This window comes from Algoriphagus machipongonensis, assembly GCF_000166275.1.
Taxonomy (GTDB): domain Bacteria; phylum Bacteroidota; class Bacteroidia; order Cytophagales; family Cyclobacteriaceae; genus Algoriphagus; species Algoriphagus machipongonensis.
In genome coordinates this window covers 433,298-457,414 of the sequence record NZ_CM001023.1, presented here as the reverse complement: position 1 = coordinate 457,414, position 24,117 = coordinate 433,298, and the positions used below count along the sequence as shown (strand labels likewise).

Genomic DNA, 24,117 nt, shown 5'->3' with positions numbered 1-24,117 from the left:
TAATGTTTATACGTAAAAATCTTCCTCTTCATAATGCTTCAGCAGCTCGGTCATCCGGTCTGGATCTTCTCCTCGGAAATTGATCGTTCCAAAGTGATTACCAAAACCATCCCGGTCTGAACTTAACTTTTGTCCTTCTAGAGGTGCCACAAGTGTATGTTCTACAAAATAGGGTTCTTCATTTAGGCTTTCAGGAATTTCCAATTTAGAGAATTGACGTTTCCTTGGGTAAATCATCACGTTTCCATGATAGTTTTTTGGCTTAAAATCTTTTGCTGGGAAGATTTCATCTAGCTCTTCTTCTGTGATATTTGGGTCATGGCATATCACAAATGCTGCTAGCGCATCAAACTCATAGGATTTTGAGCAAAGCTCTAGAATATGCCCTCCAGGAATTCTACAGGCTGTTTCACCAAAATTCAGCTCATCATTTTCAGTCAAAAACCACTCTGGGTGTACCATTCCATATTCAATTCCGAAGATGTCCACCATCTTTTGAACTTCCTTATGGATAAGGTCTCGCTTGCTTTCCAAATATCTACCTTCTGGAATAAAATTAGAATAACCCAATTTCACGTACTCTGTTATGTTCAGGAACCTTATTTTTCCTTTGTTAATGAAGGCTTCACAGGAAAACTCTCTACCTGGTAAATGACTCTCCGCCAAGCAAGGGAAATCTCCCTCTTCACATTTTTCATCTACATCACTCATTGAGCGTAATAACCTATGACCTACAGTTCCCGCTGAGGCAAAGGGCTTGATATGTACCCAGCTATCTTCTTCTCCATCTAGCTGAAGGTTTGCTTGGTTAAGTCGTTTCATAAAGGCTTTAACACCCTCTTTGTTATAAACTTCCTCAAATAGACCTACACGTAAACCACCGATTAAAGCTTTCCGCTTCATCATAGCCTTATTTCTGAATAAAAATGCTCTATTCAAAACACGTGGATCTCCTCTATAAATGGAATTTAAAGCTCCTGCCCATTCCACAGTCTCCTCATATAAAGGAACTGCTACATCTGCATCAAAAGCTTTCAGTTTTTCATATAGGTTGATGGAATTGGAGGTATCACTCCATTCGTCCAATTGATAGGAAACAAAAGGAATATTATTTTCAGCTGCATAAGGCTCAAAATCTGGAAAAGAAACTACGACGAAAGGCCTTCCGGTTTTTTGCATACTTTCTATTACGGGCAAACTCCAGCCGATCAATGCGAAACATTTAGCCATTTTTTTTCTGGTTTAAAGTGAAAAAACTAATTAATAAAATGATCCCTCGAGCAACACGAAGTGTTAAGATGAATTGGACTGATTAGTCATTTAGAACGAGGAATACTCTTATACAAGGGTTCTTATCGAAGCATCGTTCCATAAATTTTCAATTACCTTACAGAGTACAGTTCTTTCTTAGAATAATGTAAAAAACACCTAGTTTATGCCTCAATTACTTGTATGCATTCAAAAACTAATTTCAATTTAAAAGAAAAAATGAGTCATAATCTCGAGTTTGAACACTGCATTTTAAATAATTGATAATCATCGTTTTTTATGTATTTTAAGTCTCAAATCATCCTGCATATGGCTTCTTATACATTAGATATCAACAATCAAAAATATCCAGTGGAGGTAGAGGAAGGGACTTCTTTGCTCTGGGTAATCAGAGAACACCTTGGTCTGACTGGGACCAAATATGGATGTGGAATTGCACAATGCGGAGCCTGTACCATCCACGTTGATGGAAATCCGATGAAAGCCTGTGTTTTACCGGTAAATAACTTCGCAAACGGAGAAAAAATAACAACCATTGAAGGCTTATCTGAAAATGGAGACCATCCGGTTCAAAAGGCATGGATTGAAGCTCAAGCTCCTCAATGTGGATATTGTCATTCTGGTCAAATCATGCAGGCTGTAAACTTGCTGGAAAATAACCCTAACCCAAGCAGAGAGGAGATCAAAGAACACATGAATGGTAATTTATGCCGCTGTGGGACCTACCTACGAATCATTAAAGCCATTGAATTGGCTGCCCAAAACAAATAATCTGAACCATGAAGAAAGATATCTCCAAAATAGCGACTATCAACCGTAGGGAATTTTTAAAATCCTCCGGTGGAATTGCTCTTTTCATTGGTGCCTCGGGTTTATTTCCAGTCATGGTTTCCTGTACCGATCAAAAGAAGCTAAAAGAACAATTTGAAAAGCATTCAGTCTCTGCCTGGGTTCAGTTAACAGAAGATGGAGGCCTGACAATCTATAATCCTGCTGCAGAGATGGGGCAAGGTTCCATGACTTCCCTGCCTTTGATTTTCGCAGAGGAAATGGATGCCGACTGGTCCAAAGTAAAGGTAGAATTCTCTCCTCAGGAATCTGATATTTATGGTTCTCCCGGTTGGTCCCCAGATAGCAAGCTAATGTTTACCGTCGGAAGCAGAACCACCAATAGCTACTTTACCACCATGCGTAAAGCAGGTGCACAAGCACGATATATTTTACTTCACTCAGCAGCCAAACATTGGGAGCTGCCTATTTCTGAGTTGAAGACCTCAAAAAGTGTTATTACTCATGAAGCTTCAGGCAATGAAATCAGCTATGGAGAATTGATTCCCTATTTAACTACCCCTGAGAGTTTTCCGGATTTTACCGAGAAGGAAATCAAAAAGGTTTCCGATTTTAATCTAATAGGCCAGGATGTTCCCCGCACAGAAATCCCTGCAAAAGTAGATGGAACGGCACAATTTGCCATCGATGTCCGCCTTCCCGATATGGTTTATGGCGTCTTGGAAAGGGGAAAAAGACATGGTGCAAAGCCCACTTTACTCAACGAATCAGAAATTTTAGAACAGCCTGGAATTATCAAAATTGTACCCTTTGATTATGCCATTGGGCTCATAGCCCAAACTTTAGAACAGGCATTATTGGCCAAAAATTTATTGAAAATAGAGTGGAGCGAATCGGCTTCTTCTGGGTTTAACTCAGATGAAATTTATTCAGAATATGAAAAAGTAGCCGAAGGGACCAAAAATGGAGAAGTCATTGTTGACGAAGGTGATGTAAATAATGCGAGGCAGAATTCTTCCAAAACCTATTCTTGCGATTTTAAGAACGACTATGTGTACCATGCGCAGCTGGAACCTTTGAATGCAGTTATTCAAGTTTCGAAGGATTTGCAAAAAGCAGAAGTATGGGTTGGTAGCCAGCAAGGAGCGGACACCAAATTGGGAGTCCCAAGAATCTTAGGTGTTCCACCCGAAAATGTAAACGTTCATTTACAATACCTTGGTGGCGGATTTGGGAGAAGAAGCTTGAGTGATTTTGTTGAAGAATGTGCCATTCTGGCAAAAGAAATGGCTCCCAAACCAGTAAAACTTATATGGACACGGGAAGATGACCTTCGATATGGTACTTTCCGTCCTATGTCCCTCCAGCGAGTGAAAGCAAGCATCGACTCCAAGGGAGAAATCAACAGCTTTTCCCATACAGTTGTGGGTGATGGAGGAAATTTGGTTGCCAGCGGAATACGTAATAGCCATTATGCCATCCCCAATCAATTTGCTGATTGGCGTGAAACCACTCATGGTGTACGATTAAAGCACTGGAGATCTGTGGGTCATGGAGCGAATAAATTTGCCATAGAAAGCATGTTGGACCAAGTTGCTTTAGATCAAAATATAGATCCCGTGGCACTTAGGAGAAAGTTAATGAGCGATTCACCAAGAGCATTAGCCACCCTAGAGAAAGCAGTGGAAATGTCTCATTGGGCAGGGGCAAGTCCGGAAGGCAGAGCCAAAGGAATCTCTTTTGTAGAGCATGGTTCTCTTGGAACCGGCATCTGTGAAATTTCTCTCGATAGAACTACTGGTAAAATTAAAGTTCACCGTTTTTGGATCGCCTTGGATGCTGGAATTATCGTTCAGCCAGATAATGTAAAAGCACAAATGGAAGGAGGGATCATGATGGGTATGAGCAGTGCACTACAAGAAAGAATAAGCATTGTGAATGGAGAAGTCCAACAATCCAATTTCAATGACTACTCTCTTTTACGAATGGAAGATTGCCCAGATAGCATTGAAATAGCTTTGATTGATTCAGAAGAACACCCAGAAGGGGTTGGTGAAACATCTACTCCTATGGTAGCCGGAGCAATTTCAAATGCCTTCCTCAAATTAACTGGAAAACCCCTGACTCATATTCCATTTACCCCAGAGCGTGTTCTGGAAGCATTAAATAGCTAAACTACTTTTTTGTAAGTGACTATTATTGAATTATTTGATTGAAATTGTTACATGAAAAGGAAAGATTTTATTAAGACAACTTCTCTGGCCATGGCAGGAGGATTTTTGTCACCCTTTTTGGCTTGCACCCCAAAAGAAACTAGCAAGGAAGAATTTCAGGAAATCATTCGGAAAAATTGGGCCGGGAATTATACTTACCAAGCAAAAACCCTTTTAGAACCCCAGTCTGTTGAAGAACTTCAGGAAATTGTCCGAAAACAAGGGAAACAAAAAGCATTGGGCTCCAAACATTGCTTCAATAATATTGCAGATAGTCCGGAAAGTCAGATCTCCACAAAAAACCTAAATAAGTGGATCAATCTCGATGAAGAAAATAAAACCTTAACAGTAGAGGCCGGTGCAAGATATGGTGATTTTTCGGAGGAGCTTTACCAAAAGGGTTATGCACTCCATAACTTGGCCTCTCTACCTCATATCACTGTTGCCGGCGCTTGTGCTACAGCCACCCATGGTTCCGGTGTCAAAAATGGAAATCTTGCTACGTCTGTAATCTCTATAGAACTCGTGACACCTTCAGGAGAGCTCGTGAATTTAAATCGTGATGATCCTGGTTTTCCAGCCGTTGTAGTTGGGTTGGGAGCTTTTGGAATTATCAGCAAAGTAACATTGGAATTACAAGATGCTTTTGATGTCAGGCAAGATGTCTTTCAAGATTTACCTTTAGCGGCAGTGGAAAGCAACTTTGAGGAAATCATGTCTGCAGGATATAGTGTGAGTTTGTTTACCAACTGGATGGATAACAACGTGAGCGAAGTATGGGTAAAAAGAAGAATGGATACCAATCCACAGAACTTAGGAGATGATTTCTATGGAGCAAAGGCGGCAACCAAAAATCTCCACCCTATTGTAGAATTATCAGCAGAAGCATGCTCTGAACAAATGGGGATTCCAGGGCCTTGGTACGATAGGCTCCCTCATTTCAAAATGGGTTTCACTCCCAGTGCAGGAGATGAATTACAATCAGAATATTTTGTACCAAGGGCAAATGCCGTTGAGGCAATCCTAGCAGTGGAAAAATTAAAGGAAGAAATCTATCCCCACTTAATGATTACAGAAATTAGAACCATTGCAGCTGATGGTTTTTGGATGAGTCCCTGCTATCACCAAGATTGTATCTCCATTCACTTTACTTGGAAGCCAAAAACTAAAGAGGTCATGGAAACCTTGCCAAAAATCGAAAATGCTCTGGCACCTTTTGGAGTTAAACCACACTGGGGAAAGCTTTTCACAATCTCCCCTGCTATCCTCCATGTTTTGTACGAAAAGTTTCCAGAATATTTGGCTTTAGCTAAGCAATATGATCCTGAAGGTAAATTCAGAAACAGTTATTTGGACTTAAATATTTACTAATTGATATTATCAATTAAGATTTGGGTTCCATTAGCTGGTAATGATTGTATTTTGTCAGAATAATGACTGAACTCCACAAAACTTTGGTAATCAAGTGGTTTTTGACTTTTTTAATATTACAACCAACCACCAACCTTATGAAATATCTCCTAACTTTTTGTCTTGGGCTAATATTCCTCAGCTCAAGCGTATTTTCCCAAGTTAAACTCAATCCAGCTCCTGATCGAAGAGCTGATGAAGGAGAAGGGCCTTACGATCGATTAATTATCCGCGGTGCCATTGTAATCGATGGAACAGGTGCACCTCCAGCAGGCCCTGCAGATATTGTGATTGAAGGCAATAAAATTGTAGAAATCCGCCAAGTTGGTGTGCCGAATGTGCCCATAGAAGATCAAGGTCGCCCCCAAGGAGCGACCAAGGAAATCGATGCTCACGGCTCCTATATCTTACCGGGTTTTATCAATCTTCACGCACACGTGGGTGGGGCGGAAAAATCACCAAATTCAGAGTATCCATATAAACTTTGGATGGCCAATGGAATTACTACAATCCGAGGAGTCCCCGCAGCAAATGTAGCATGGACCCAAAGTGAGAAAAAGCGATCCGCCTCAAACGAAATTGTGGCTCCTAGAATCGTTGCCTTCCATACTTTAGGACAGGGTGAAGATTGGAAAGGAGGACCTGTTTATACGCCTGAAAAAGCCCAAGAATGGGTCCAATGGGCAGCAGCACAAGGTGTAGAAGGAATTAAATTTTTCAATCATGATCCTGCTGTCTTGAAAGCTGCAATAGATGCTGCTCATGAAAATAACATGGGAACTGTAGCCCATATAGCACAACCTATGGTAGCTCAAACCAACGCTTTGGATGCAGCAAGAATGGGATTAGATGTTTTGACTCATTACTATGGTCTTTTCGAAGCACTATATAAAGATGAGGATGTCCAGCATTGGCCAGCAGAATTTAATTACAATGATGAGCAACATCGTTTTAGCCAAGTTGCTTACCAATGGGATAAAATTCACCCAAGAGGAAGTGAAAGATGGAATGCTTTGATCGAAGAGTTTTTGGAAAATGACTTCATCCTAGATCCTACCATGACTGCCTACCTAGCAGGAAGAGATCTGATGCGCGAAAGAAATGCGGAATGGCATAAGGAATATACTTTACCTAGCTTATGGGATTTCTATACACCGAACAGAGAAAACCACGGTTCCTATTTTTACAATTGGACTTCTTGGGATGAAACAGCTTGGAGGAACTTCTATAAAGTTTGGATGTCCTTCTTAAATGACTACAAGAATGCAGGTGGAAGGGTCACTGTTAGTGACGATGCTTCATTTATTTATAATTTGTGGGGTTTTGGATACATAGAAGAAATGGAATTGCTTCAAGAGGCTGGTTTTCATCCTTTGGAGGTTATCAGAGGAGCTACCTTACATGCAGCACAGGCGATTTTTGAACCTAAAGGAAAACCCATTGAATTTGGTGTGATTAGACCAGGACTACTTGCTGACTTGATCATTGTGGATGAAAATCCGATTGAAAATTTAAAAGTCCTCTATGGCACAGGTTTTCTCAAACTTAATGATGAAACAGGAAAAATGGAGCGAGTTGGAGGTATAAAATACACAATCAAAGATGGAATCGTTTATGATGCTGTCCAGCTTAGGGAAGATATCAAAGAAATGGTGAAAAATAACTGACAAGTTAATAATAGCTAAGGCAACCAAGAATTAGGAAATAAATCATTTCAATACCATAAGCTAAGAAATTGATAAATTGTGTTTTACTATTTTCAAATTCCTATTTATCTCCAGCTACTATACTTATGTCTACCCGTCTATTCACTTTCCTGTTTCTCTCACTATTAGGTTTTCTTGTCTCTTGCCAACAGAAAACTGAGCAAAAAGCGGATTTTAAAGAGCTCGTTTCCGCCCAAATTGCCTCTATTCAAGGTGATGTGGCTGTGGCTTTCATTAATCTTTCCGACCCTTCTGATAATTTGATGATCCAGGCAGATGAGGAGTTTCATGCGGCAAGTACCATGAAAGTCCCTGTGATGATCGAATTATTCAAACAAGAGGAAGAGGGCAAACTCAATCTCGATGATTCTATTTTACTGGTCAATGAATTTAAAAGTATTGTGGATGGTAGTTCCTATAGCATGGATATAGGAGATGACAGCGATGATATTATTTACAACAAAATAGGCACGAAAGTCTCACTCAATGACCTCATGTATAACATGATTACTGTGAGTAGCAACCTTGCTACCAATGTTCTGATAGAATTGGTGGATGCAAAAAAAGTTACGGCTACCATGCGAGATTTAGGCGCTGCTAAAATTGAAGTGCTACGTGGAGTTGAAGACCAAAAGGCTTATGACTTAGGATTAAGTAACTCCACCACAGCTCGGGACCTATTAGAAATCATGGAAGCTATTGCTTTAAATGAGGCAGGTACTCAGGAAGATTGTCAAGAGATGATTTCTATCCTCAAGGATCAGAAATTCAATGAAATCATTCCATTTCATCTTCCGGAGGGAGTTTCTGTAGCTCATAAAACAGGTTCCATCACAGGTGTGCATCATGATGCAGGAATCGTTTATCTACCAGATGGACGCAGCTATGTATTGGTCTTGCTTTCAAAAAATTTAGCAGATTTTGACAAGGGAACGGAACAATTGGCCGGGATTTCCCAAACCATTTATGAACATATGATGAGTGAAAACTGAAATGAAGAAACGCCACCTCTTCCTCATTCATTTTCTTTTTTCATTTCACCTTTTCAAAGCTCATTTGCCCAGATCAACCCAAAGAAATTTGACGAATTTCTCCTGGTGAGGGGAAAGGCTTTGTCTACTTCACAAATAGCCAAAATAGCTTAAGCATTGTTCATCGATTAATTCAATTTGTTTTTGATGATCCAGAGGCTATGGAAAACTGGCAGGAATACAGTCAATTTTAATTTCTATACCTACAGAAAGTAATTTTTTGAGGCTTGCCCCAAGTCTTAAATCCCTTCTATTTCGTATTTATACCAAATTGAAAAAAGTTCTTAAGAAAATTCTCTCGGTGAAGTATTTTGATTTCATCGCTGCTTATTAAAAAGCCATAAAAATAGAATGGTAACCGCTTTACTATCAACAACAAACACTCTAAAATCCAAAGATCTTAAGATTGAGTTTGAGGCGTTAGAAAAGTAAATACCTGTTCAAAATCAATATTTTATTTAAAAAATGACTTCGATTAACATAACTTTGGGGCGGTATTTTATCTTCTCTTTTGCCTTTTACCAGTCAAAATTGGAATGATGACTAGTAAATAAAAATAGGCTATACAGGATAATTACTATTTTTGGGGAAAATGAGTGAGGACTTAGTTCTGAACCTTTTTAAATCTAAAAATAACTCAGGGGAATAGTGATTGCTGCACTACTTCTGATTTTGGGGATTAGCAAAGAAATAATCTTAGTGGATTATTTCGAAAGTGGAGGAGATTTCAATTATTATATGGCAATTTAGCCTCACAAAGGGATGAGTGAAACAGAAATATATTTTAATAGGGTAGATTTAACCAAAACTCGAAAAAACCTAGTTTTTAATTTAATTAGCGCCTACGCATAATTTTCAAAAGCAAAAAAAGATGGCTTTTGAAGCGCATATCACAATGAATGATTTATGACTACTAGTTCTTTGTTTATAGCCTTGTGCGGTATAGGTTGGATAGTGGCGTATGTCGATGCATTACGAATAGGTTTTAGAGATAAAACTTATTCCATTCCATTTATAACCCTAGCATTAAATCTCACTTGGGAAATCCATTACACGGTACAGGGTTATTTTGTGTTTGGGTATCATGTATCCACAATAGTTAACTTTTTATGGGTATGGATAGACATTGGAATTCTATATACTTATTTCAAGTATGGTCGGAAGGAAGTCAAAGCCAATGACACGGTATTTTATCTTCAGGCATTTATTTTCCTGATTCTATCTTCTGTATTCCATTATTATACCTTTGAGTGGCTCGGAATAGTCCAAGGAGCTCTCTACATCGGTTTTTCTATCAATTTTGTGATGTCTTTCCTTTTTATTCGGATGTTTTACCGAAGAGGCGGAGGTCATGGACAATCCTTGCTGATAGCTATCTCAAAATGCTTTGGTACTTTCTCTTCTACCGTATTAATCGGTATGATTGGATCAAAAACTGCCGGTGGAATCAACAAGCATATCCTTTATCTAGGGCTGATCATTTTTGTGGTAGATTTATTCTATATCTACCTCTTAGTCCAAGACAAGAAATCAACAAAAAAAGTATTACAACCGAAGGCCTAAACCGCTTCAAAGAATAAAGAAAGCCATCCCGAAATTCTCAGGATGGCTTTTTGATTTACTTCGTTCCAAACTTATAAATACAAGTTTGTTGATAGGTTTCCCCAGGCTCCAATATAGTAGAAGGGAAATTAGCTTGGTTTGGAGAATCTGGGTAATGCTGAGTCTCCAGGCACAAGGCTGATCTAAATTCATAAGCCTTACCACCTTTCCCCTGCACTCCTCCATCCAGGAAGTTTCCAGAGTAAAATTGGATAGCAGGCTCGGTAGTCCAAACTTCCATAGAAATCCCCGTCTCTGGTGCGTAAACAGTAGCAGCGAGCTCTAAGCCACCCTCTTCTTTTTTATCCAACACCCAGTTATGATCAAATCCACCACCAAATTTCAGTTGCTCATTTTCAACGCCAATATCTTTACCGATTGCTTTGGCGTTTTTAAAATCAAACGGGGTTCCTGCCACAGGATCAATACTTCCCAAAGGAATTAAACTGCTATCTACAGGTGTGTATTTGCTGGCATTTAACTGAAGTACATGATCTAAAACATCACTTGATCCAGCTCCATCTAGATTAAAGAATGAATGGTGCGTCAAGTTAATTGGAGTTGCTTTATCTGTTTCCGCCTCATAGGTGATCTTGAACTCATTCTCATCAGTCAAGAAATAGGTCATTTTCACTTTCAAGTTGCCAGGATAACCTTCCTCGCCATCTTCGGACAAGTAGCTAAATACAATTTGTGAATCATCTGCTTCTTCTACTTTCCAGATCACATTATGAAACCCGCCAGGACCTCCATGTAGAGAGTTTTCTCCATTATTGATTGGAAGATTATAAGTCTGTCCTTCTAAGGTAAATTTCCCTTTGGCAATTCGGTTTCCATACCGTCCGACCGCAGTTCCAAAAAATGGTTCAGGTGATGTTAAATACTCTTCTGGACTGTCAAATCCTAAAACCACGTCAACAGGGTTTCCTGCTTTGTCTGGGACGAGTAAAGTCATCACTCGGGCTCCGAGATCGGTGACTGTCATCTTCACACCATTCTTATTACTTAAGGTTAAAATTTGATAAGGGTTCTCTTTCATTTCAGGTTCTTCAATAGGTTTATCTTGAGATTTTTTTTGAGTACATGCAAAATTTAAAAGCAGGCAACTCATTAATAGGGTTAAGGCATTTATTTTCATAGTTTTTTTTGGATTTATTGTGCCTACTTAAAGTTCAAAACCCCTAGTCCAAAATTTTTAGGAATAGGGATTTGATCCATGAATTTATTTAACTGGAACTTGGTATAACTTCTCGTGAAGTGGCTTCAATTTAGCCGCTTCCATTTTGATTATTTTACGGTCATAGGTCATCAAACCATTTGTTTCAATTTCCACATCCGTAGTCTGAGTGTAAACTGCAGCAGAAAGTCCTGCAGCAATCAACTCCTCCATTCTTTTCATTAAACCTGCATATCGATCCAAAAGCTCTTGTTCATTTTTAAAGCTCTGGTATCCCCAGTTATCTTTCTGCTGCCAAACATGCCCATCTACAGGAAGTCCTAAGCCACCAAACTCTCCCAATACCAGAAGATTTTCCTTGCCATAAATTCCTGGAGCAGGCATCTTCGCATCTGGGTAATTATGAAGGTCTATGATATCACCAACGATCTTGGTTCCCTCCATTTCAAAATTTCCTCCACTGGCAGAATTGACCAATCGGGAAGGATCATGATTTTTAGTCCATTCAGTAATTTCCTTGGTTTTGAATTGACCCCAAGCTTCATTAAAAGGAACCCAAACTACGATGGAAGGAAAATTGTAAAAATCGTCCATAATCTCTTTCCACTCTTCTCTATAAATTGCCTCTGATTCCGGAGTTCTATCTCTATCACTTTGGCTTCCTAATACTGCCAATTTCATTTCCCATCCATTGCCCATGTCTCCACTTGGCATATCTTGCCATACCAACATCCCCATTTTATCACAAGCATAATACCATCTCGCAGGTTCTACTTTTACGTGTTTACGGATCATATTGAAACCCATTTCCTGGGTCTTCTTGATATCAAATACCAATGCTTCCTCAGAAGGTGCCGTGTACAATCCGTCAGGCCACCAACCTTGATCCAGTGGACCATATTGGAATAAAAATTTGCCATTTAACTTCATTCTCTGAATGCCATTGGCGTCTGGCTCCATTGTGATTTCTCGGATAGCTGCATAGCTTCCCACCTCATCTATTACTTTTTTACCATCCAGCAACTCAACTTTTAAATCATATAAGAAAGGATTTCCAGGTTCCCACAATTGAGCCCCTTTGATCGCTAACTCAGCAGTTTGTCCCGGATTTATTGTCTGAGCGGCAAGTTCTACTCCTTCTTTCCAAGCGGATACCTTAACCATCTGATCCGTGGCACCTGAAATTTCTGGAGTTACATGAATCTCATTGGCATTGATGTCTGAGGAGTTTTTAAGTCCAGAAATATAGGCTTCGGGAACAGTCTCAATCCATACAGTCTGCCAAATTCCTGTCACAGGAGTGTACCAGATTCCATTAGGATTATTGACCTGCTTTCCCCGAGGCTGAGGGCCATCATCACTTGGATCCCAGACACGTACTTGTAGAGTTTGTGACTTGCCTTTTTGTAAATAGTCGGTAATATCCATTTGAAAAGGATCATAACCTCCACGATGTTTGCCTACGCTTTGACCATTGACGAAAACTTCTGTTTCCCAGTCAGAAGCTCCAAAATTCAATAGGACATGCTCTTTACTTTTCTTTTTTGGAGTGTCAAATGTGGTGCTGTACCATAATTCATTATCCTTTCCTACTGTCTTACCAACACCAGAAAGAGCGGATTCTACTGCAAAAGGGACAAGAATTTCTCCTTCAAAATTGGTAGGTATTGCCTGTCCTTTTGGGAGAATGCTATATTCCCAAAGTCCATTTAAATTTGTCCAAGACTCACGCGTCATTTGTGGCCTTGGGTATTCTTGGTGCACATTCTCAGGACTGACTTGATTTGCCCATTCTGTCATGATTCTCCCCTCCACTGGAGCCCAATCCTGAGCTTGCAATGGGGTGATTTGTTGGGCAAAAAATAAGCTTGCGCCAATAATTAATGCTTTTTTCATTTTAATAGGTTTTTCGATTTTATTTAAACTCCGCTCTACCAACCAAACTTAATACTAATATACTATTTTAACTTCCTTGAAATGGGCATAAGAATCCTTGGATCCTTTTGCTACCAAACCCAGTCTAAAGCCCATTCCCCAAGGTACCAGGTGCTTAACATCCTGAATTTCTCCTACCTGAATTATTTCCCCATCAACTATTGCTGAAGTAGACATTTTATACCCCTCCTCCATACTCAAAATCAATTTTACAGGATTTTCAGAAGATATGTTCACAGTGGCTATTTCGTTTGTTTTTTGATTAATGGTCTCCCATAGCATCAACTGATCTCCTCTCACAGAAACACCCATACCTGCCACAGGAGCTCCAAAACCATTGTTTGCTCCTCCAATTACTGCCAAACCAGCTGCTGCTTGCTCATCAGGAATAATAGTAGCCTCGTATTGGTAATCCAGTGACTTAGTCCCTTGAACTAGTAAGGTTCCGAGCGTTTCATTTTCTTTAGAAGCCTGAAGTTTTAAGCCTTCTTCACCAGTTTTATATTGAATATCCTGAGTTACTCTCCATTGCCAGATAGGGTCCAGTCGCTCTTTGAAATTGTCATTAAATTCTAAAGAGGCTTTGCTCCGCTCATAGCCTGCATTGTTGGCTAAAATCGGCCAATTATCATCGGTCCATTCGATTTTCTCCAATACCCCTTGTCTCCCTACATACACACTTCCTTCAGTATTATATGCATGATAAAGCATCCATAGCTCACCATTCTTCTCGACTACCGTTCCATGTCCTGCACATTTCCAATTTTCATTATCTTGAAGGACAGGGTTCATATCATACTTTTCCCAAGGTCCCAAAAGGGACTTACTCCTTGCTACTCCGGTGACATAGTCACAAGTAATTTCACAACAACCTCTCGCTGAATACGTCGCATAGAAATAGCCATTCTTCTGAAAGATTGCCACCCCTTCTACGAGTCCTCCTTCCCATTCCTGGTCATTGCGGAAAAGCTCATGTTTATCTCCGATTAAAGCTGTCCTATCTTGATTGATTTCTTGCGCCCAAATAGGAGTCTTCTGTCCCTTGCTATTTCCGTCCTCTTTCCAAAGCACATAGATTTTCCCATTTTCATCCTTCGCTTCAAAAGCATCAATAGAACCATACTCCTGAGCTACCAAGGGTCCATGATCTGTGAATTTTCCCAAAGGAGAACTGGCGCTAGCCACAGCCACTGAAAGTCGATTGCTTTCTTTATCCCTTGCTGTATAATATGCATAAAGTACTCCTTGATCCTCATCATATGAGAGTTCAGGAGCCCAAAAATTATTTTTAGCCCAGCTAGGCGCTCCATCGGGAAACACATAATTCACCAACTCCCAATTGACTAAATCATCCGATTTGAAAATCGGAAACAGGGGAGCCCATTCATTAGATGTTGCCGAAGCATAATAATAATTATCAATTTTAATTACCGTTGGATCCGGTCGGTCTCCTGCTAAAACAGGATTGTCAAAGCTTCGACTTTGTCCGAAAGTCAGGCTGGATATTCCAGCGAATAGAAATACAAAAAGGACAATTTTGGAAATATTGATTGGGTTAATCATTAGTTTTGGGCTTGTCGTTTATATGAGGGAAAGCAGAAATTCTTAGCCTGGCAGCTCCCATAGGAATTAAAGTTACTTCTGTCACTTCTTGGTCGGAAGTTTTAGGCAAATCTTTCAATTCTCCAACCAGACCATTTTCATCTAGAGTCCATTCTGGAATTTGTACAGCCTTTGCCACTATTTTTATGGGAACTTCCTCTACTGTAAATGGAAAATTAGATCTTGGCCACCGGCCTTTCATCACTTCGAAGGAAGATAAAGGATCATTTTCATCGATGACCAAAGTATAATTCCAATCCGTCACGGGGTGAATTTCCCAAGAAGGCCACTTTTTTGTGTCTGCACCTTTCTGCCATTTAGAGTCCCATTGTGCCGTTTCATCACTCTCTTTTTTATAGTGTTTTTCCCTGATTTTTAAAGAATAAGTCAAGGGTCCACGATTGACACTAAGGCTATTGCTGTTTTTCTCCCATTCCTTCAATTCAATTTCCATAGGAAGCATCAGAGTTATGTGATCTCCATCTGCCCATTTTCTATTGATTTTTGCAAATCCAATTCCAGAAATATTTTCTTTTAACAATTGGCCATTAACTTTAATAGAAGCATTTTTTGCCCAGGCAGGGATCCTTAAATACAGAGGAAAGGCCACCTCCTTTGGCGTATTTACAGTAAATGATATCTCCTCTTCAAAAGGATAATTTGTATTCTCTTCTATCTTCACCAGACTTCCATCTCCTACCTTTACTTCCACTTTACTGGCACCATAAATAGCTGCGACAACCCCATTGTCTGGTGTTGCCATCCATAAATTTTCAATGAAATAGGGCCAGCCTTGCGAGTGATTATGCTGACAACATCTAGAGCTAAAAGGGTTCATCATTAAAAATGGACCCTTGTTAGAAATTCCTGGGTAATGGTTTTCTGCATCTAACAAAACCATGTTTGGGGATGTGATATAATGAAGGGCTTTGAAATCAGGCATTACTGCTGCTGGGTAAGTGTTGAAAGCTACTTCCTCTGCATGATCAGCCCAAAATGGGTCTCCAGTGATCCTCAATAAGTGCTCATCTGAATTCATCTGTTCCACCATTCCACAAGTTTCTACTCCCTGACGAGGATCGGCATACCCGGGACGGGCATTTTCATCTGCACCAAACATTCCACCCGGAACTTGACCGAAATGCTCCCGTATGATTTCGAAATTCTCATAGCTGGCTTGAAGATCTTGCTCATTCTTGCTTAAGAGATAATATTGAGCGGGTTCCCGAAAGGCCTGGGCATGATTTACATTATGCCAATCTACCTGATCTCTATACCAATCCGGAACCTCTCCTCCATCTCGTACTTCGAAATAATTTTTTACCTGATCCATTGGTAGGTCTCTGCCTCCCCAATTGGAGGTATTGCGATGAACTTTCTCTGCTAATTCCAATAAAAATTCATCTCCGGTTCGATTATAAAGCCAGATCACACTGTGAAGGTTATCTCCACCACGAAGTTGCTGCCAGTAACCTTCTAAAAATTCCTCATCAGGTACGCTTAATTCATATCTGAAATAATTACTCATTAAATCAATGACCCGCTGATCCTGTGAATATTCATAATATGATTGAAGACAGTAAAGCATGATCATCTTAGCCCAGAAATCAGGATGTTCTCCATCCATTATTTTCGGTCCAAAATCACCATTTTCTCGCTGGCTGTTTAGCACACTTTCTATCCAGATTTTGGCCTCATCGATCATCTCCTGATCTTCCATGATGTAACCAATATTTGCATAACCTTTCAACCAATAAGGAACTTCCTCCCAACCCCATTCTCCAGTTCCATCTTCAGAAAGCCAGGCATTATTATCTTTTTGCAGCCAGGCAGATATTTTACCCAGATTTCCAGTCAACCCATTTTTCTGACGAATGAGGTACTCTTTTAAAAATCCTTCCGGTTTTACTGCCCCTACAGGAAGTTTGATCAAGGAACTCGGCATAAGTGGTTGCCTATTGCTGATATAAAATCCATTCGTTCCTTCTGTAGGAATCCGATCGATGATAGTCACTTGATTTTGTGAATCATCCTCTCCAGAACAAGCCAAAAGGCCAATAAAAAGGCAAAATGAGATACCAGATTTAATAAATGAGTTTACCATGTGATTGGTTATTAGACCATTCATTTCCTTAGTAAAGGAAGAATTCTTTTGGGTTTTATTGATTGAGTAAGGACTTAAAAATAATTTGGGATTAATAAGATTATTTCATTCCTAGGATAGCCTTTAAAGTTAAGACAGCAGTTCTAAAATGAAAAGGTTCATAGATGACTCTTTAAACTTTCATTTGAAAACCGGTGCGTCCTTAGCCTTTAAACTTGGTTCTTTATTTTTTATTTCTGGCCAACCGTCTGTCCACTGAATTTTATCTAATAATAAAACCCGTCGGTTGGTACCATTCTCTAGCTTAGGTTTTTGTTTTGACATACCATGGTATAAAAGCCAATGTTGACCTTTAGAGTCTGTGACTATTTCAGCATTATGTCCTGGGCCAGCATAACCATGATCGCTTTCATTCCTCCCTACCACCAAGGTACCGGAGTCTTCCTCCTTCATATTTTTCCCCTCTTGATCAAGATAGGGCCCAGAGAGGTTTTTTGATCGACCTACCAAAACTTGATAGGTACTATTTGCTCCTTCACAACAGGTTCCTGCAGATCCAAACAAATAATAAAATCCATCCTTTTTAAACACATAAGCTGCCTCAAGATGATTTCCTGCTAATTGAATTTTATCCCCTTTTGGCTTTTTCCCATCAGAGGAAAGCTCAGTCATAAAAAGGCCATGGAAGCTCCCCCAAATCAAAAACTTCTTTCCATTCTCCTCAATGTAAAATGGATCTATTGAGTTTTTCACTCCGATTTCTTCAGAGGTAAAAACAGGTCCTTGATCAATAAAGGGGCCTTCAGGCTTTTCAGATATAGCTAAACCTATGCCTGGGTTTGGATCACCCCAGGTGGAAAATGAATAATACATATAGAATTGATCCCCTACCTGCGTGACATCTGGAGCCCATATTCCTCCACGTTCCTTCCAATTGGGTTTCTTCGCCATGGAATTCCCAACAACTTCCCAGTTTACCAGATCTGGAGATTTGATCACAGGGACTAAATGGTACCCACCTTCTTTTCCCCAATTATCCTCTGTCCCATAGGCAAAAAACTCATTTCCTACTTTTATAACAGTAGGATCTGCTAAGACTGGTTCGAACACAGGATTGGAATAGGTTAAAGTGTCATTCCCAGAGTCCATTTCATGAATTTGACTCTCGGATGTATTCCTGCATGAACCTAATGTGAGTAAAAGGCAAATAATAGGTAAAAACACGAGCTTATTTTTTCTAAACATAAATAAAAAAAGCCGGGTCCCCCAGATCCCATCTCAAGATCCGTTCTTCCCGGCTTTACCCAATTAACCTATTATAGGTCTACTTTAACAATTTCAGAAAAGATCATGTCCTCCACTCCCTCAATTCTTACACCCACTCTGGCATAAGCATAGTTTTGAGTTGGTACTCTTTCAGGAACATCCACTCCCAATGAAATACCAGTCATAGATTCCAAATCACCACCACCTCTATTAGTTGTAGCAATGCTAGTTCGGATATCGACAAATGAGGTTTTACTCACATAAAGTGACACTTCTTGAATATTTCGTGCATCATCTCCAGTGATGATCTGATCTAAGTCAAATGTCGCAGACACTTGATCTGAGCCCCCATTAATAGATACATTTCTGATCATGTAATAGGGCATCACTTCAATGTCCATGGTACGGCTTCCTGTTAGATTGACTGGTATAGTATCATTTCCGGTTTGATCATTGGTGATCTTCTGGAAAGGTCCCTGATTATTTGGTATGATCATTTTATAATCCCCTTTGAAAAGCAAGGAAGAATAAGACCCATCTTGATCCACTGCCACTCCGATATTACCAAGTCGTTGCCAGCCTGATTCCCAGAGTTCTATGTAAACGTCATTATAACTGACACCTATCGGCTCGCCCTGATAGACGATCCGTCCATCTAATTGATAGCTAGGCTCATCATAATTATCATAGTTACAGGATGTGAGGAAAGCTGCTATCCCCATCATTCCCAGTATATTTTTGAAATTTAATTTCATGTGTTTTTGAGTTTAGAGGAATACTTATTGGTTAGGATTTCTAACAATCTTTGGATTGTTGTTTCGCACATTGTCCCCTATTAGGGAGTAATAGTTTCCTAATCGGAATCTATGAGCATTAAATACCGGTGCAGGAACAAACTCTTCAAAAATCCATTTTCCATTGTTTGGAGATCCTGGCTCATAATATTTAAATGGTTTCAGTCCGAATACTCTGGTGCTAACTGCCATCGCGTCTCCAGGATTATTTGTCAAATCTGTTGTAACTCCGTTCCAAACTTGATGGGCCAATCTCCATCTCTTTTTGTCCCAAAGGATGTGATTTTCAAAAGCCAATTCCACCTTCCGCTCATGAACAATTCTATCAAAATCAATTTCTCCAGGAGTTAAGTCAATAGGAAAACCTGCTCTCCTTCTTACTTGATTCATGTATTCAGCGGCTTTATCCAATTCTCCCAGTTCGAAAGCAGCTTCAGCCGCATTCAATAGGATCTCAGCATACCGGAATCTTACCAGCCATACCCCGGATCCCGTACCTCGTTGACCGGAACCTACCGAAGTATCCACATACTTTCTCAGGTAAAAACCATTCTGAGCTGACCATTCCAATTGATCAATAGGTCCATCAAAACCAACGACCTGAACCGAAGCGTCACTACCAGGTAATTGAGCTCGTCCACCAAGCTGTCCTGAAGTGATTACCGAACCATCAGCTAATTTGTATCCTGCCCAGATATCCACTTCTTTTCCTCTGAATGATGCCCCTGGCACAATCACTGTCCCCATTAATCTTGGATCTCTTCCTTCGAAAATATCCATTGGATTATCATAGAAAATTGGATCTCCATTCTCGTCCTTGGTTGGCAGTTCTGCAAAAGTATTATCTAATAGTTCGTAAGACTGAACCAAATTAAGTGATGGGTTCATCTTTCCACCGGAGGTGTTTTCTTCTCTTAGAGAACGCGGTATATTATCAATAGTGAAGCCATGAGTTCTGCCCTGTACCAAGAAGTCCTTGGCTAGAATCACTTCATTGTTTGAATTTTTATTCAGGAAAATATTAGTGTAGTTCTCCGATTTGTCTGGGTCCTGATCATACAATTCATAGGTGCCCAAATTCATCAATTCTTCGGAAGCACTTAGCGCCTTGGTATAATAGGCATCTGCCATGCTTGATGGAATTCCTACTTCTCCGTTAGGTAAAGAAACTTCGGGAGTCATTTGACCATAATTGGCAATCGAACCTGCGTATAAAGCTGCTCTGGAAATCAAAGCAAGTGCAGCCCCCTGAGTGGCTCTGGATTTCGTACCTCCATTAGGTAGGTCATTTTTTACCGCATCCATTTCAGCAATCACAAAATCATAGATTTCATGTTCTTTGGCCCGGGCGTATTGCAAATAAGTAGGATCACCGCTGTAATCATATTCCAAAGGCTCCAAGATCAAAGGCACTCCACCCATTCGCTTTACATGCTCGAAATACACCATTGCGCGAATAAATTTCGCTTCTGCCAAAAATCTTGCTCTTGAATCATCAGAAAGCTCAGTAGCTTCATTACACTTCTGGATAAAGAGATTTAAATCTCGGATGTATCCGTAATCCCACATTCCCCAGCTACCATATCCATACTCTTGATTCTGATGTCTCCAATAATCACCTGCATTGCTAGCAAAAGTCTCATCGAAATTGGCGTATTCCCACCAATTCTCCACTCCTTGAAAATCAGGCAATCTATTGTACAAATCTGCCAATACTGAAAAGACTAATTCTTCATTTTCCCATACCTGATCTTCACCTAGGATATCGGTTGGCTCTCTATCTAAAAACTCTTCATTATCACAACCTGCAACGGCGAGAATAATAAAAAGGCATATATATCTTAAATTTTTCATTGTTCGTTCTTTCGGGTTTATTAGAATGACACGTTGAATCCTACATTGACCACTTTATTCTGTGGGTACTGTAAACCATTTTCATCAGCAACTTCAGGGTCGATACCAAACTGATGCACATTATCTAAGGCAAACAGGTTATAGCTACTCACAAATAATCTGGCTCTGGACATGTTCCATTTGTTCAGCATTCTTTCAGGCAGGGTATACCCTACTTCCAATGTTCTCATTCTGAGGTATTTTACATTTGTCAACCACCAGGTAGAATTCCTGTTATAGTTACTATGACCACCTGTATTGAATCTTAGAGAAGGGTTTTTACCCGCAACCCATGGGCTGTTGATATCCAAAATATCTTCTCGGTGATATCTGTCGTCATACATGGATGCCAATAGATTACCACCATTTTGGTATGGCCATCTCATTTCCCAGTTTTGGTTGTAAGAGTACATTCCTCCACCTGAGAAATCAGCAGTCAAGTCAAATCCTTTGTATTGGAAATTGAAATTCAAACCGAAATTCAAGCTTGGTTGCCCTCCAGACTGATATCCAATTGGACGCTCATCATACCCGTCAATTTTACCATCTTGGTTAACATCTTTATAAATAAGATCTCCTGGAAGCAACGTCTTATTCCCTTGTCCATCGATATTCACTGGATGGTCATTTATCGCTTCAAAAGATTCAAACTGACCCTCTATTTCATATCCCCAGAAAATTCCATTGTATCGATCTTCACGTGAGTTTCTGTATCGATCCCATGAGGAGCTAAAAGTTGGGTTATAAGATTGTAGGAATTTACTTCTTGCATAGGAGGCATTTACTCCAACTCGGAATACCAAATCTCCAGCTTTCCCATTCCAGTTTAAAGCGATCTCTGCTCCAGAATTGGAGTCTGAGTTTAAATTTTCATCTGTCAGACCGTACCCAAGTTCCAATGGCAAGAAAATATCATTTCTTACCCCTCGAAGACCCGTTCTTTTTCTATGGAAATAATCAACAGCACCGGTGATTTTGCCGCTACCAAAAGAGAAGTCCAATCCTATATCTGCGATACTCGCTACATACCAAGAAAGGTTATCAATCGGCTGTCCGGTATTGGCAGAACCTTGAATATTTTCACCATCCACAATTACCGTGGACACACCATATCTATAGCCTGTCAAATAATCAAATGGACCGATACCAATATTATCATCCCCTAGTTGACCATAGGAAGCTCTGATTTTCAGCTCATCCATATCAAGTTTAGAAGAAAATTCACTCATGAATTCTTCCTCTGAAATTCTCCAACCTGCAGAAACTGAAGGGAAGAAACCCCAACGATTATCAGGAGAGAACTTCCAGGAAGCATCTGCACGACCTGCTAATTCCAAAAGATATTTGCCCGCGTAGTCGTAATTGATTCGACCTACATAGCCAATTCTCGCCTCCACTTGACGCTCATCATTATAAGTATCGGTATCAGCAAACTTGATGATATCCAAATAATTATTGGTAGGTACGGAGTGTAGGAAGTTATAAAGTCGGGTTCGATCGATCCGCTCGTTCAATGCAAAAGCAGAGAAATTATGCTTCTCACCAAAAGTTTTATTATAGCTCAAAGACAATTGCCATACGTTCTCCATGATTTTTGTCTGACCTCGATCCCTGTATGGGTTATCATTTCCACCAGATCTAAAATATTCATCCGATTCTGGATTATAGCCAAATACATCATAGGTGTATTCGAAGGTATTGAACATGTTGTCTGCCAAATAATAGGAATACAAACCTTTCGCAGTCAATCCAGGAATTATCTCGTATTCGGCAGTAAAGTTTGTCTGTAAGACCTGCCATTTGTTTTCATAAAAACCAGTACGGTCATAATTCAACAAAGCCCAGTTGGTTTCTATATTATTGATGTTGGCTGGGTAGTCCGGATTGTCATTGGCATAAGGTCTCTCTGTTGGCCTGTTTCTGAACAAGGCAAATCTTGGTTGCCAATAATCATCCCCACCAGGTACTCCTGGGTTATTTCTGTTTTCAATCCGCCCATTAATCTGCATACCTACCTTCAGCTTGTTGGTAATATCGGTGGTGATATTGGACTGGATATTCGTTCTGTTAAACTCAAACTCATCTGAGAAAACAGCTTTCTGATCGAATCTGGTTACAGATAGGTAATAGTTTGTACGTTCAGAACCACCGGATACCGAGGCGTTGAAATTACTTTGTGGAGCATTTCCCTTAATGATAAAATCCTGCCAGTCGAATGACTTATATCCATATTCAGTTCCTTGATTCCATTTCTCTAATTCTTCAGCAGTAATATTTGTGCTTCCAAATTGGTTAATGTCTGCATCAGCTTTTCCAAGCATCCATTCATAGGCGTCCACACCCTCAGGAAACCTGGACCAGTTTTGCCAGCCATAATACCCGTTGATATTAATGGTTGGAGTTTCTCCACGCTTCCCCTGCTTCGTTTTCACAAGGACCACACCATTGGCGGCTCTAGACCCGTAGACAGCTGCTGATGCATCCTTTAGGATAGTTATACTTTCTATATCCCCTGGAGCCAAGTTGTTAAATTGACCTTCATCCTTCTGGATTCCATCAATTACAAAAAGTGGGGTTCCCATGTTTCTAATTTGAAGCCAAGCGCCAGCACCGGGACGTCCATCAGGTTGACGGAAGGAAAGACCTGCCATTTTACCTGCCAAGGCACCAGAAACAGTTGCTGAAGGTACTTTGTCAATATCTCGGCTCGTGACATTTGCCACTGCCCCAGTGATAGTTTCTTTTTGCTGCTCGCCATAACCAATGACAATCACCTCATCAAGATTACCAAGATCACTGACCATTTGAAGATTGATTTCCGTACGGTTATCAACTAATATTTCTTGTGTTTTATATCCAATAAAGGAAACTCTCAAGGTCGCATCAACGCTAGCGAGAGTAAGTGCAAAATTCCCGTCCAAATCTGTGACGGTTCCATTTGTAGTTCCTTTTTCAAGGATACTAACACCCGGGAGCGGCTCTCCGGATGTTTCTTCCAGGATTGTCCCCCGGACAGTTCTGCCTTGCTGCGCCATTAGCGGAGAAGCCGCCATGATAGCTATAAGGAGCAGAAGGCAAGATTTCATGAGAAGAAGTCTTTTCATAAATAATCATTTTGGGTTAAAAACTATGTGAATAAAAAAGCCTTCGATTTGGACAATACGATTCCAGGAAGCCTTGAAAAAGGCTTTAGCTGGAATGAAGAAAATCAAAGGGAAAATTACCCCAGCCTATTAAAGACTACTGGGTTGTCAAATTCTCTGGCTAGGTGGGAGTAAGAATTGTCTGCATTAAAGTTTGGGGTTTATTATAAATATTACTTCAAA

Annotated in this window: 15 protein-coding genes; 6 read left to right on the top strand and 9 right to left on the bottom strand. The window is 40.1% G+C overall.

Features of this window, described 5'->3' with window-relative positions; translation table 11 throughout:
- Positions 1–6 precede the first annotated feature (6 nt).
- Complete coding sequence (locus ALPR1_RS01980; RefSeq protein WP_008198045.1) at positions 7–1,230, bottom strand: ATP-grasp domain-containing protein; 1,224 nt, start codon at positions 1,228–1,230, stop codon at positions 7–9.
- 348 nt (positions 1,231–1,578) lie between these two features.
- Between ALPR1_RS01980 and ALPR1_RS01975 the strand changes: the two genes are divergently transcribed.
- The 6 genes from ALPR1_RS01975 (at position 1,579) to ALPR1_RS01950 (ending at position 9,981) form a co-directional block, all read left to right on the top strand.
- On the top strand, positions 1,579–2,040 hold the full coding sequence (locus tag ALPR1_RS01975) for a (2Fe-2S)-binding protein (RefSeq protein WP_008198043.1): 462 nt from the start codon (positions 1,579–1,581) through the stop codon (positions 2,038–2,040).
- A gap of 8 nt (positions 2,041–2,048) precedes the next feature.
- Positions 2,049–4,232: a xanthine dehydrogenase family protein molybdopterin-binding subunit gene (locus ALPR1_RS01970; protein WP_008198042.1), complete on the top strand. Its 2,184-nt coding sequence runs from the start codon at positions 2,049–2,051 to the stop codon at positions 4,230–4,232.
- Positions 4,233–4,283: 51 nt separating this feature from the next.
- Complete coding sequence (locus ALPR1_RS01965; RefSeq protein ID WP_008198040.1) at positions 4,284–5,642, top strand: FAD-binding protein; 1,359 nt, start codon at positions 4,284–4,286, stop codon at positions 5,640–5,642.
- Between the two features lie 137 nt (positions 5,643–5,779).
- Positions 5,780–7,348: an amidohydrolase family protein gene (locus ALPR1_RS01960; RefSeq protein WP_008198037.1), complete on the top strand. Its 1,569-nt coding sequence runs from the start codon at positions 5,780–5,782 to the stop codon at positions 7,346–7,348.
- Between the two features lie 125 nt (positions 7,349–7,473).
- A complete protein-coding gene (locus tag ALPR1_RS01955; RefSeq protein ID WP_008198035.1) occupies positions 7,474–8,379 on the top strand; it encodes a serine hydrolase in 906 nt (301 codons plus the stop codon).
- 945 nt (positions 8,380–9,324) lie between these two features.
- The gene (locus tag ALPR1_RS01950; protein WP_008198033.1) at positions 9,325–9,981 is read left to right on the top strand and encodes a transmembrane-type terpene cyclase; all 657 of its coding nucleotides are present in this window, start codon (positions 9,325–9,327) and stop codon (positions 9,979–9,981) included.
- 55 nt (positions 9,982–10,036) lie between these two features.
- Here the strand turns inward: ALPR1_RS01950 and ALPR1_RS01945 are convergent, their stop codons facing one another.
- The 8 genes from ALPR1_RS01945 to ALPR1_RS01910 form a co-directional block, all read right to left on the bottom strand.
- Complete coding sequence (locus tag ALPR1_RS01945; protein ID WP_008198031.1) at positions 10,037–11,158, bottom strand: aldose epimerase family protein; 1,122 nt, start codon at positions 11,156–11,158, stop codon at positions 10,037–10,039.
- Between the two features lie 84 nt (positions 11,159–11,242).
- Entirely contained in the window at positions 11,243–13,093 is a 1,851-nt protein-coding gene (locus tag ALPR1_RS01940) for a glycoside hydrolase family 2 protein (RefSeq protein ID WP_008198030.1), read from the bottom strand.
- A gap of 54 nt (positions 13,094–13,147) precedes the next feature.
- Positions 13,148–14,695 carry a glycoside hydrolase family 43 protein gene (locus tag ALPR1_RS01935; protein ID WP_008198029.1) on the bottom strand — a complete coding sequence of 516 codons (1,548 nt, stop codon included), beginning with the start codon at positions 14,693–14,695 and terminating at the stop codon, positions 13,148–13,150.
- Positions 14,688–16,838, bottom strand: coding sequence for a beta-L-arabinofuranosidase domain-containing protein (locus ALPR1_RS01930; protein WP_040302465.1), 2,151 nt, complete (start codon positions 16,836–16,838; stop codon positions 14,688–14,690). Before ALPR1_RS01930 ends, ALPR1_RS01935 begins: the two co-directional genes overlap by 8 nt.
- 180 nt (positions 16,839–17,018) lie before the next feature.
- A complete protein-coding gene (locus ALPR1_RS01925) occupies positions 17,019–18,083 on the bottom strand; it encodes a family 43 glycosylhydrolase (RefSeq protein ID WP_040302464.1) in 1,065 nt (354 codons plus the stop codon).
- A 71-nt stretch (positions 18,084–18,154) separates the two neighbouring features.
- Positions 18,155–18,859: a DUF3823 domain-containing protein gene (locus ALPR1_RS01920; protein WP_008198026.1), complete on the bottom strand. Its 705-nt coding sequence runs from the start codon at positions 18,857–18,859 to the stop codon at positions 18,155–18,157.
- Positions 18,860–18,883: 24 nt separating this feature from the next.
- Positions 18,884–20,752 (bottom strand): RagB/SusD family nutrient uptake outer membrane protein, encoded by a 1,869-nt coding sequence (locus tag ALPR1_RS01915; protein ID WP_008198025.1) that lies wholly within the window; start codon positions 20,750–20,752, stop codon positions 18,884–18,886.
- A 20-nt stretch (positions 20,753–20,772) separates the two neighbouring features.
- Positions 20,773–23,895 (bottom strand): SusC/RagA family TonB-linked outer membrane protein, encoded by a 3,123-nt coding sequence (locus ALPR1_RS01910; RefSeq protein ID WP_008198023.1) that lies wholly within the window; start codon positions 23,893–23,895, stop codon positions 20,773–20,775.
- Positions 23,896–24,117 lie beyond the last annotated feature (222 nt).

Bases quoted from the DNA above. Each gene is read 5' to 3' on its own strand.
- ALPR1_RS01980 (WP_008198045.1), bottom strand. From the start codon at position 1,230: ATGGCTAAATGTTTCGCATTGATCGGCTGGAGTTTGCCCGTAATAGAA.
- ALPR1_RS01975 (WP_008198043.1), top strand. From the start codon at position 1,579: ATGGCTTCTTATACATTAGATATCAACAATCAAAAATATCCAGTGGAG.
- ALPR1_RS01970 (WP_008198042.1), top strand. From the start codon at position 2,049: ATGAAGAAAGATATCTCCAAAATAGCGACTATCAACCGTAGGGAATTT.
- ALPR1_RS01965 (WP_008198040.1), top strand. From the start codon at position 4,284: ATGAAAAGGAAAGATTTTATTAAGACAACTTCTCTGGCCATGGCAGGA.
- ALPR1_RS01960 (WP_008198037.1), top strand. From the start codon at position 5,780: ATGAAATATCTCCTAACTTTTTGTCTTGGGCTAATATTCCTCAGCTCA.
- ALPR1_RS01955 (WP_008198035.1), top strand. From the start codon at position 7,474: ATGTCTACCCGTCTATTCACTTTCCTGTTTCTCTCACTATTAGGTTTT.
- ALPR1_RS01950 (WP_008198033.1), top strand. From the start codon at position 9,325: ATGACTACTAGTTCTTTGTTTATAGCCTTGTGCGGTATAGGTTGGATA.
- ALPR1_RS01945 (WP_008198031.1), bottom strand. From the start codon at position 11,158: ATGAAAATAAATGCCTTAACCCTATTAATGAGTTGCCTGCTTTTAAAT.
- ALPR1_RS01940 (WP_008198030.1), bottom strand. From the start codon at position 13,093: ATGAAAAAAGCATTAATTATTGGCGCAAGCTTATTTTTTGCCCAACAA.
- ALPR1_RS01935 (WP_008198029.1), bottom strand. From the start codon at position 14,695: ATGATTAACCCAATCAATATTTCCAAAATTGTCCTTTTTGTATTTCTA.
- ALPR1_RS01930 (WP_040302465.1), bottom strand. From the start codon at position 16,838: ATGGTAAACTCATTTATTAAATCTGGTATCTCATTTTGCCTTTTTATT.
- ALPR1_RS01925 (WP_040302464.1), bottom strand. From the start codon at position 18,083: ATGTTTAGAAAAAATAAGCTCGTGTTTTTACCTATTATTTGCCTTTTA.
- ALPR1_RS01920 (WP_008198026.1), bottom strand. From the start codon at position 18,859: ATGAAATTAAATTTCAAAAATATACTGGGAATGATGGGGATAGCAGCT.
- ALPR1_RS01915 (WP_008198025.1), bottom strand. From the start codon at position 20,752: ATGAAAAATTTAAGATATATATGCCTTTTTATTATTCTCGCCGTTGCA.
- ALPR1_RS01910 (WP_008198023.1), bottom strand. From the start codon at position 23,895: ATGAAAAGACTTCTTCTCATGAAATCTTGCCTTCTGCTCCTTATAGCT.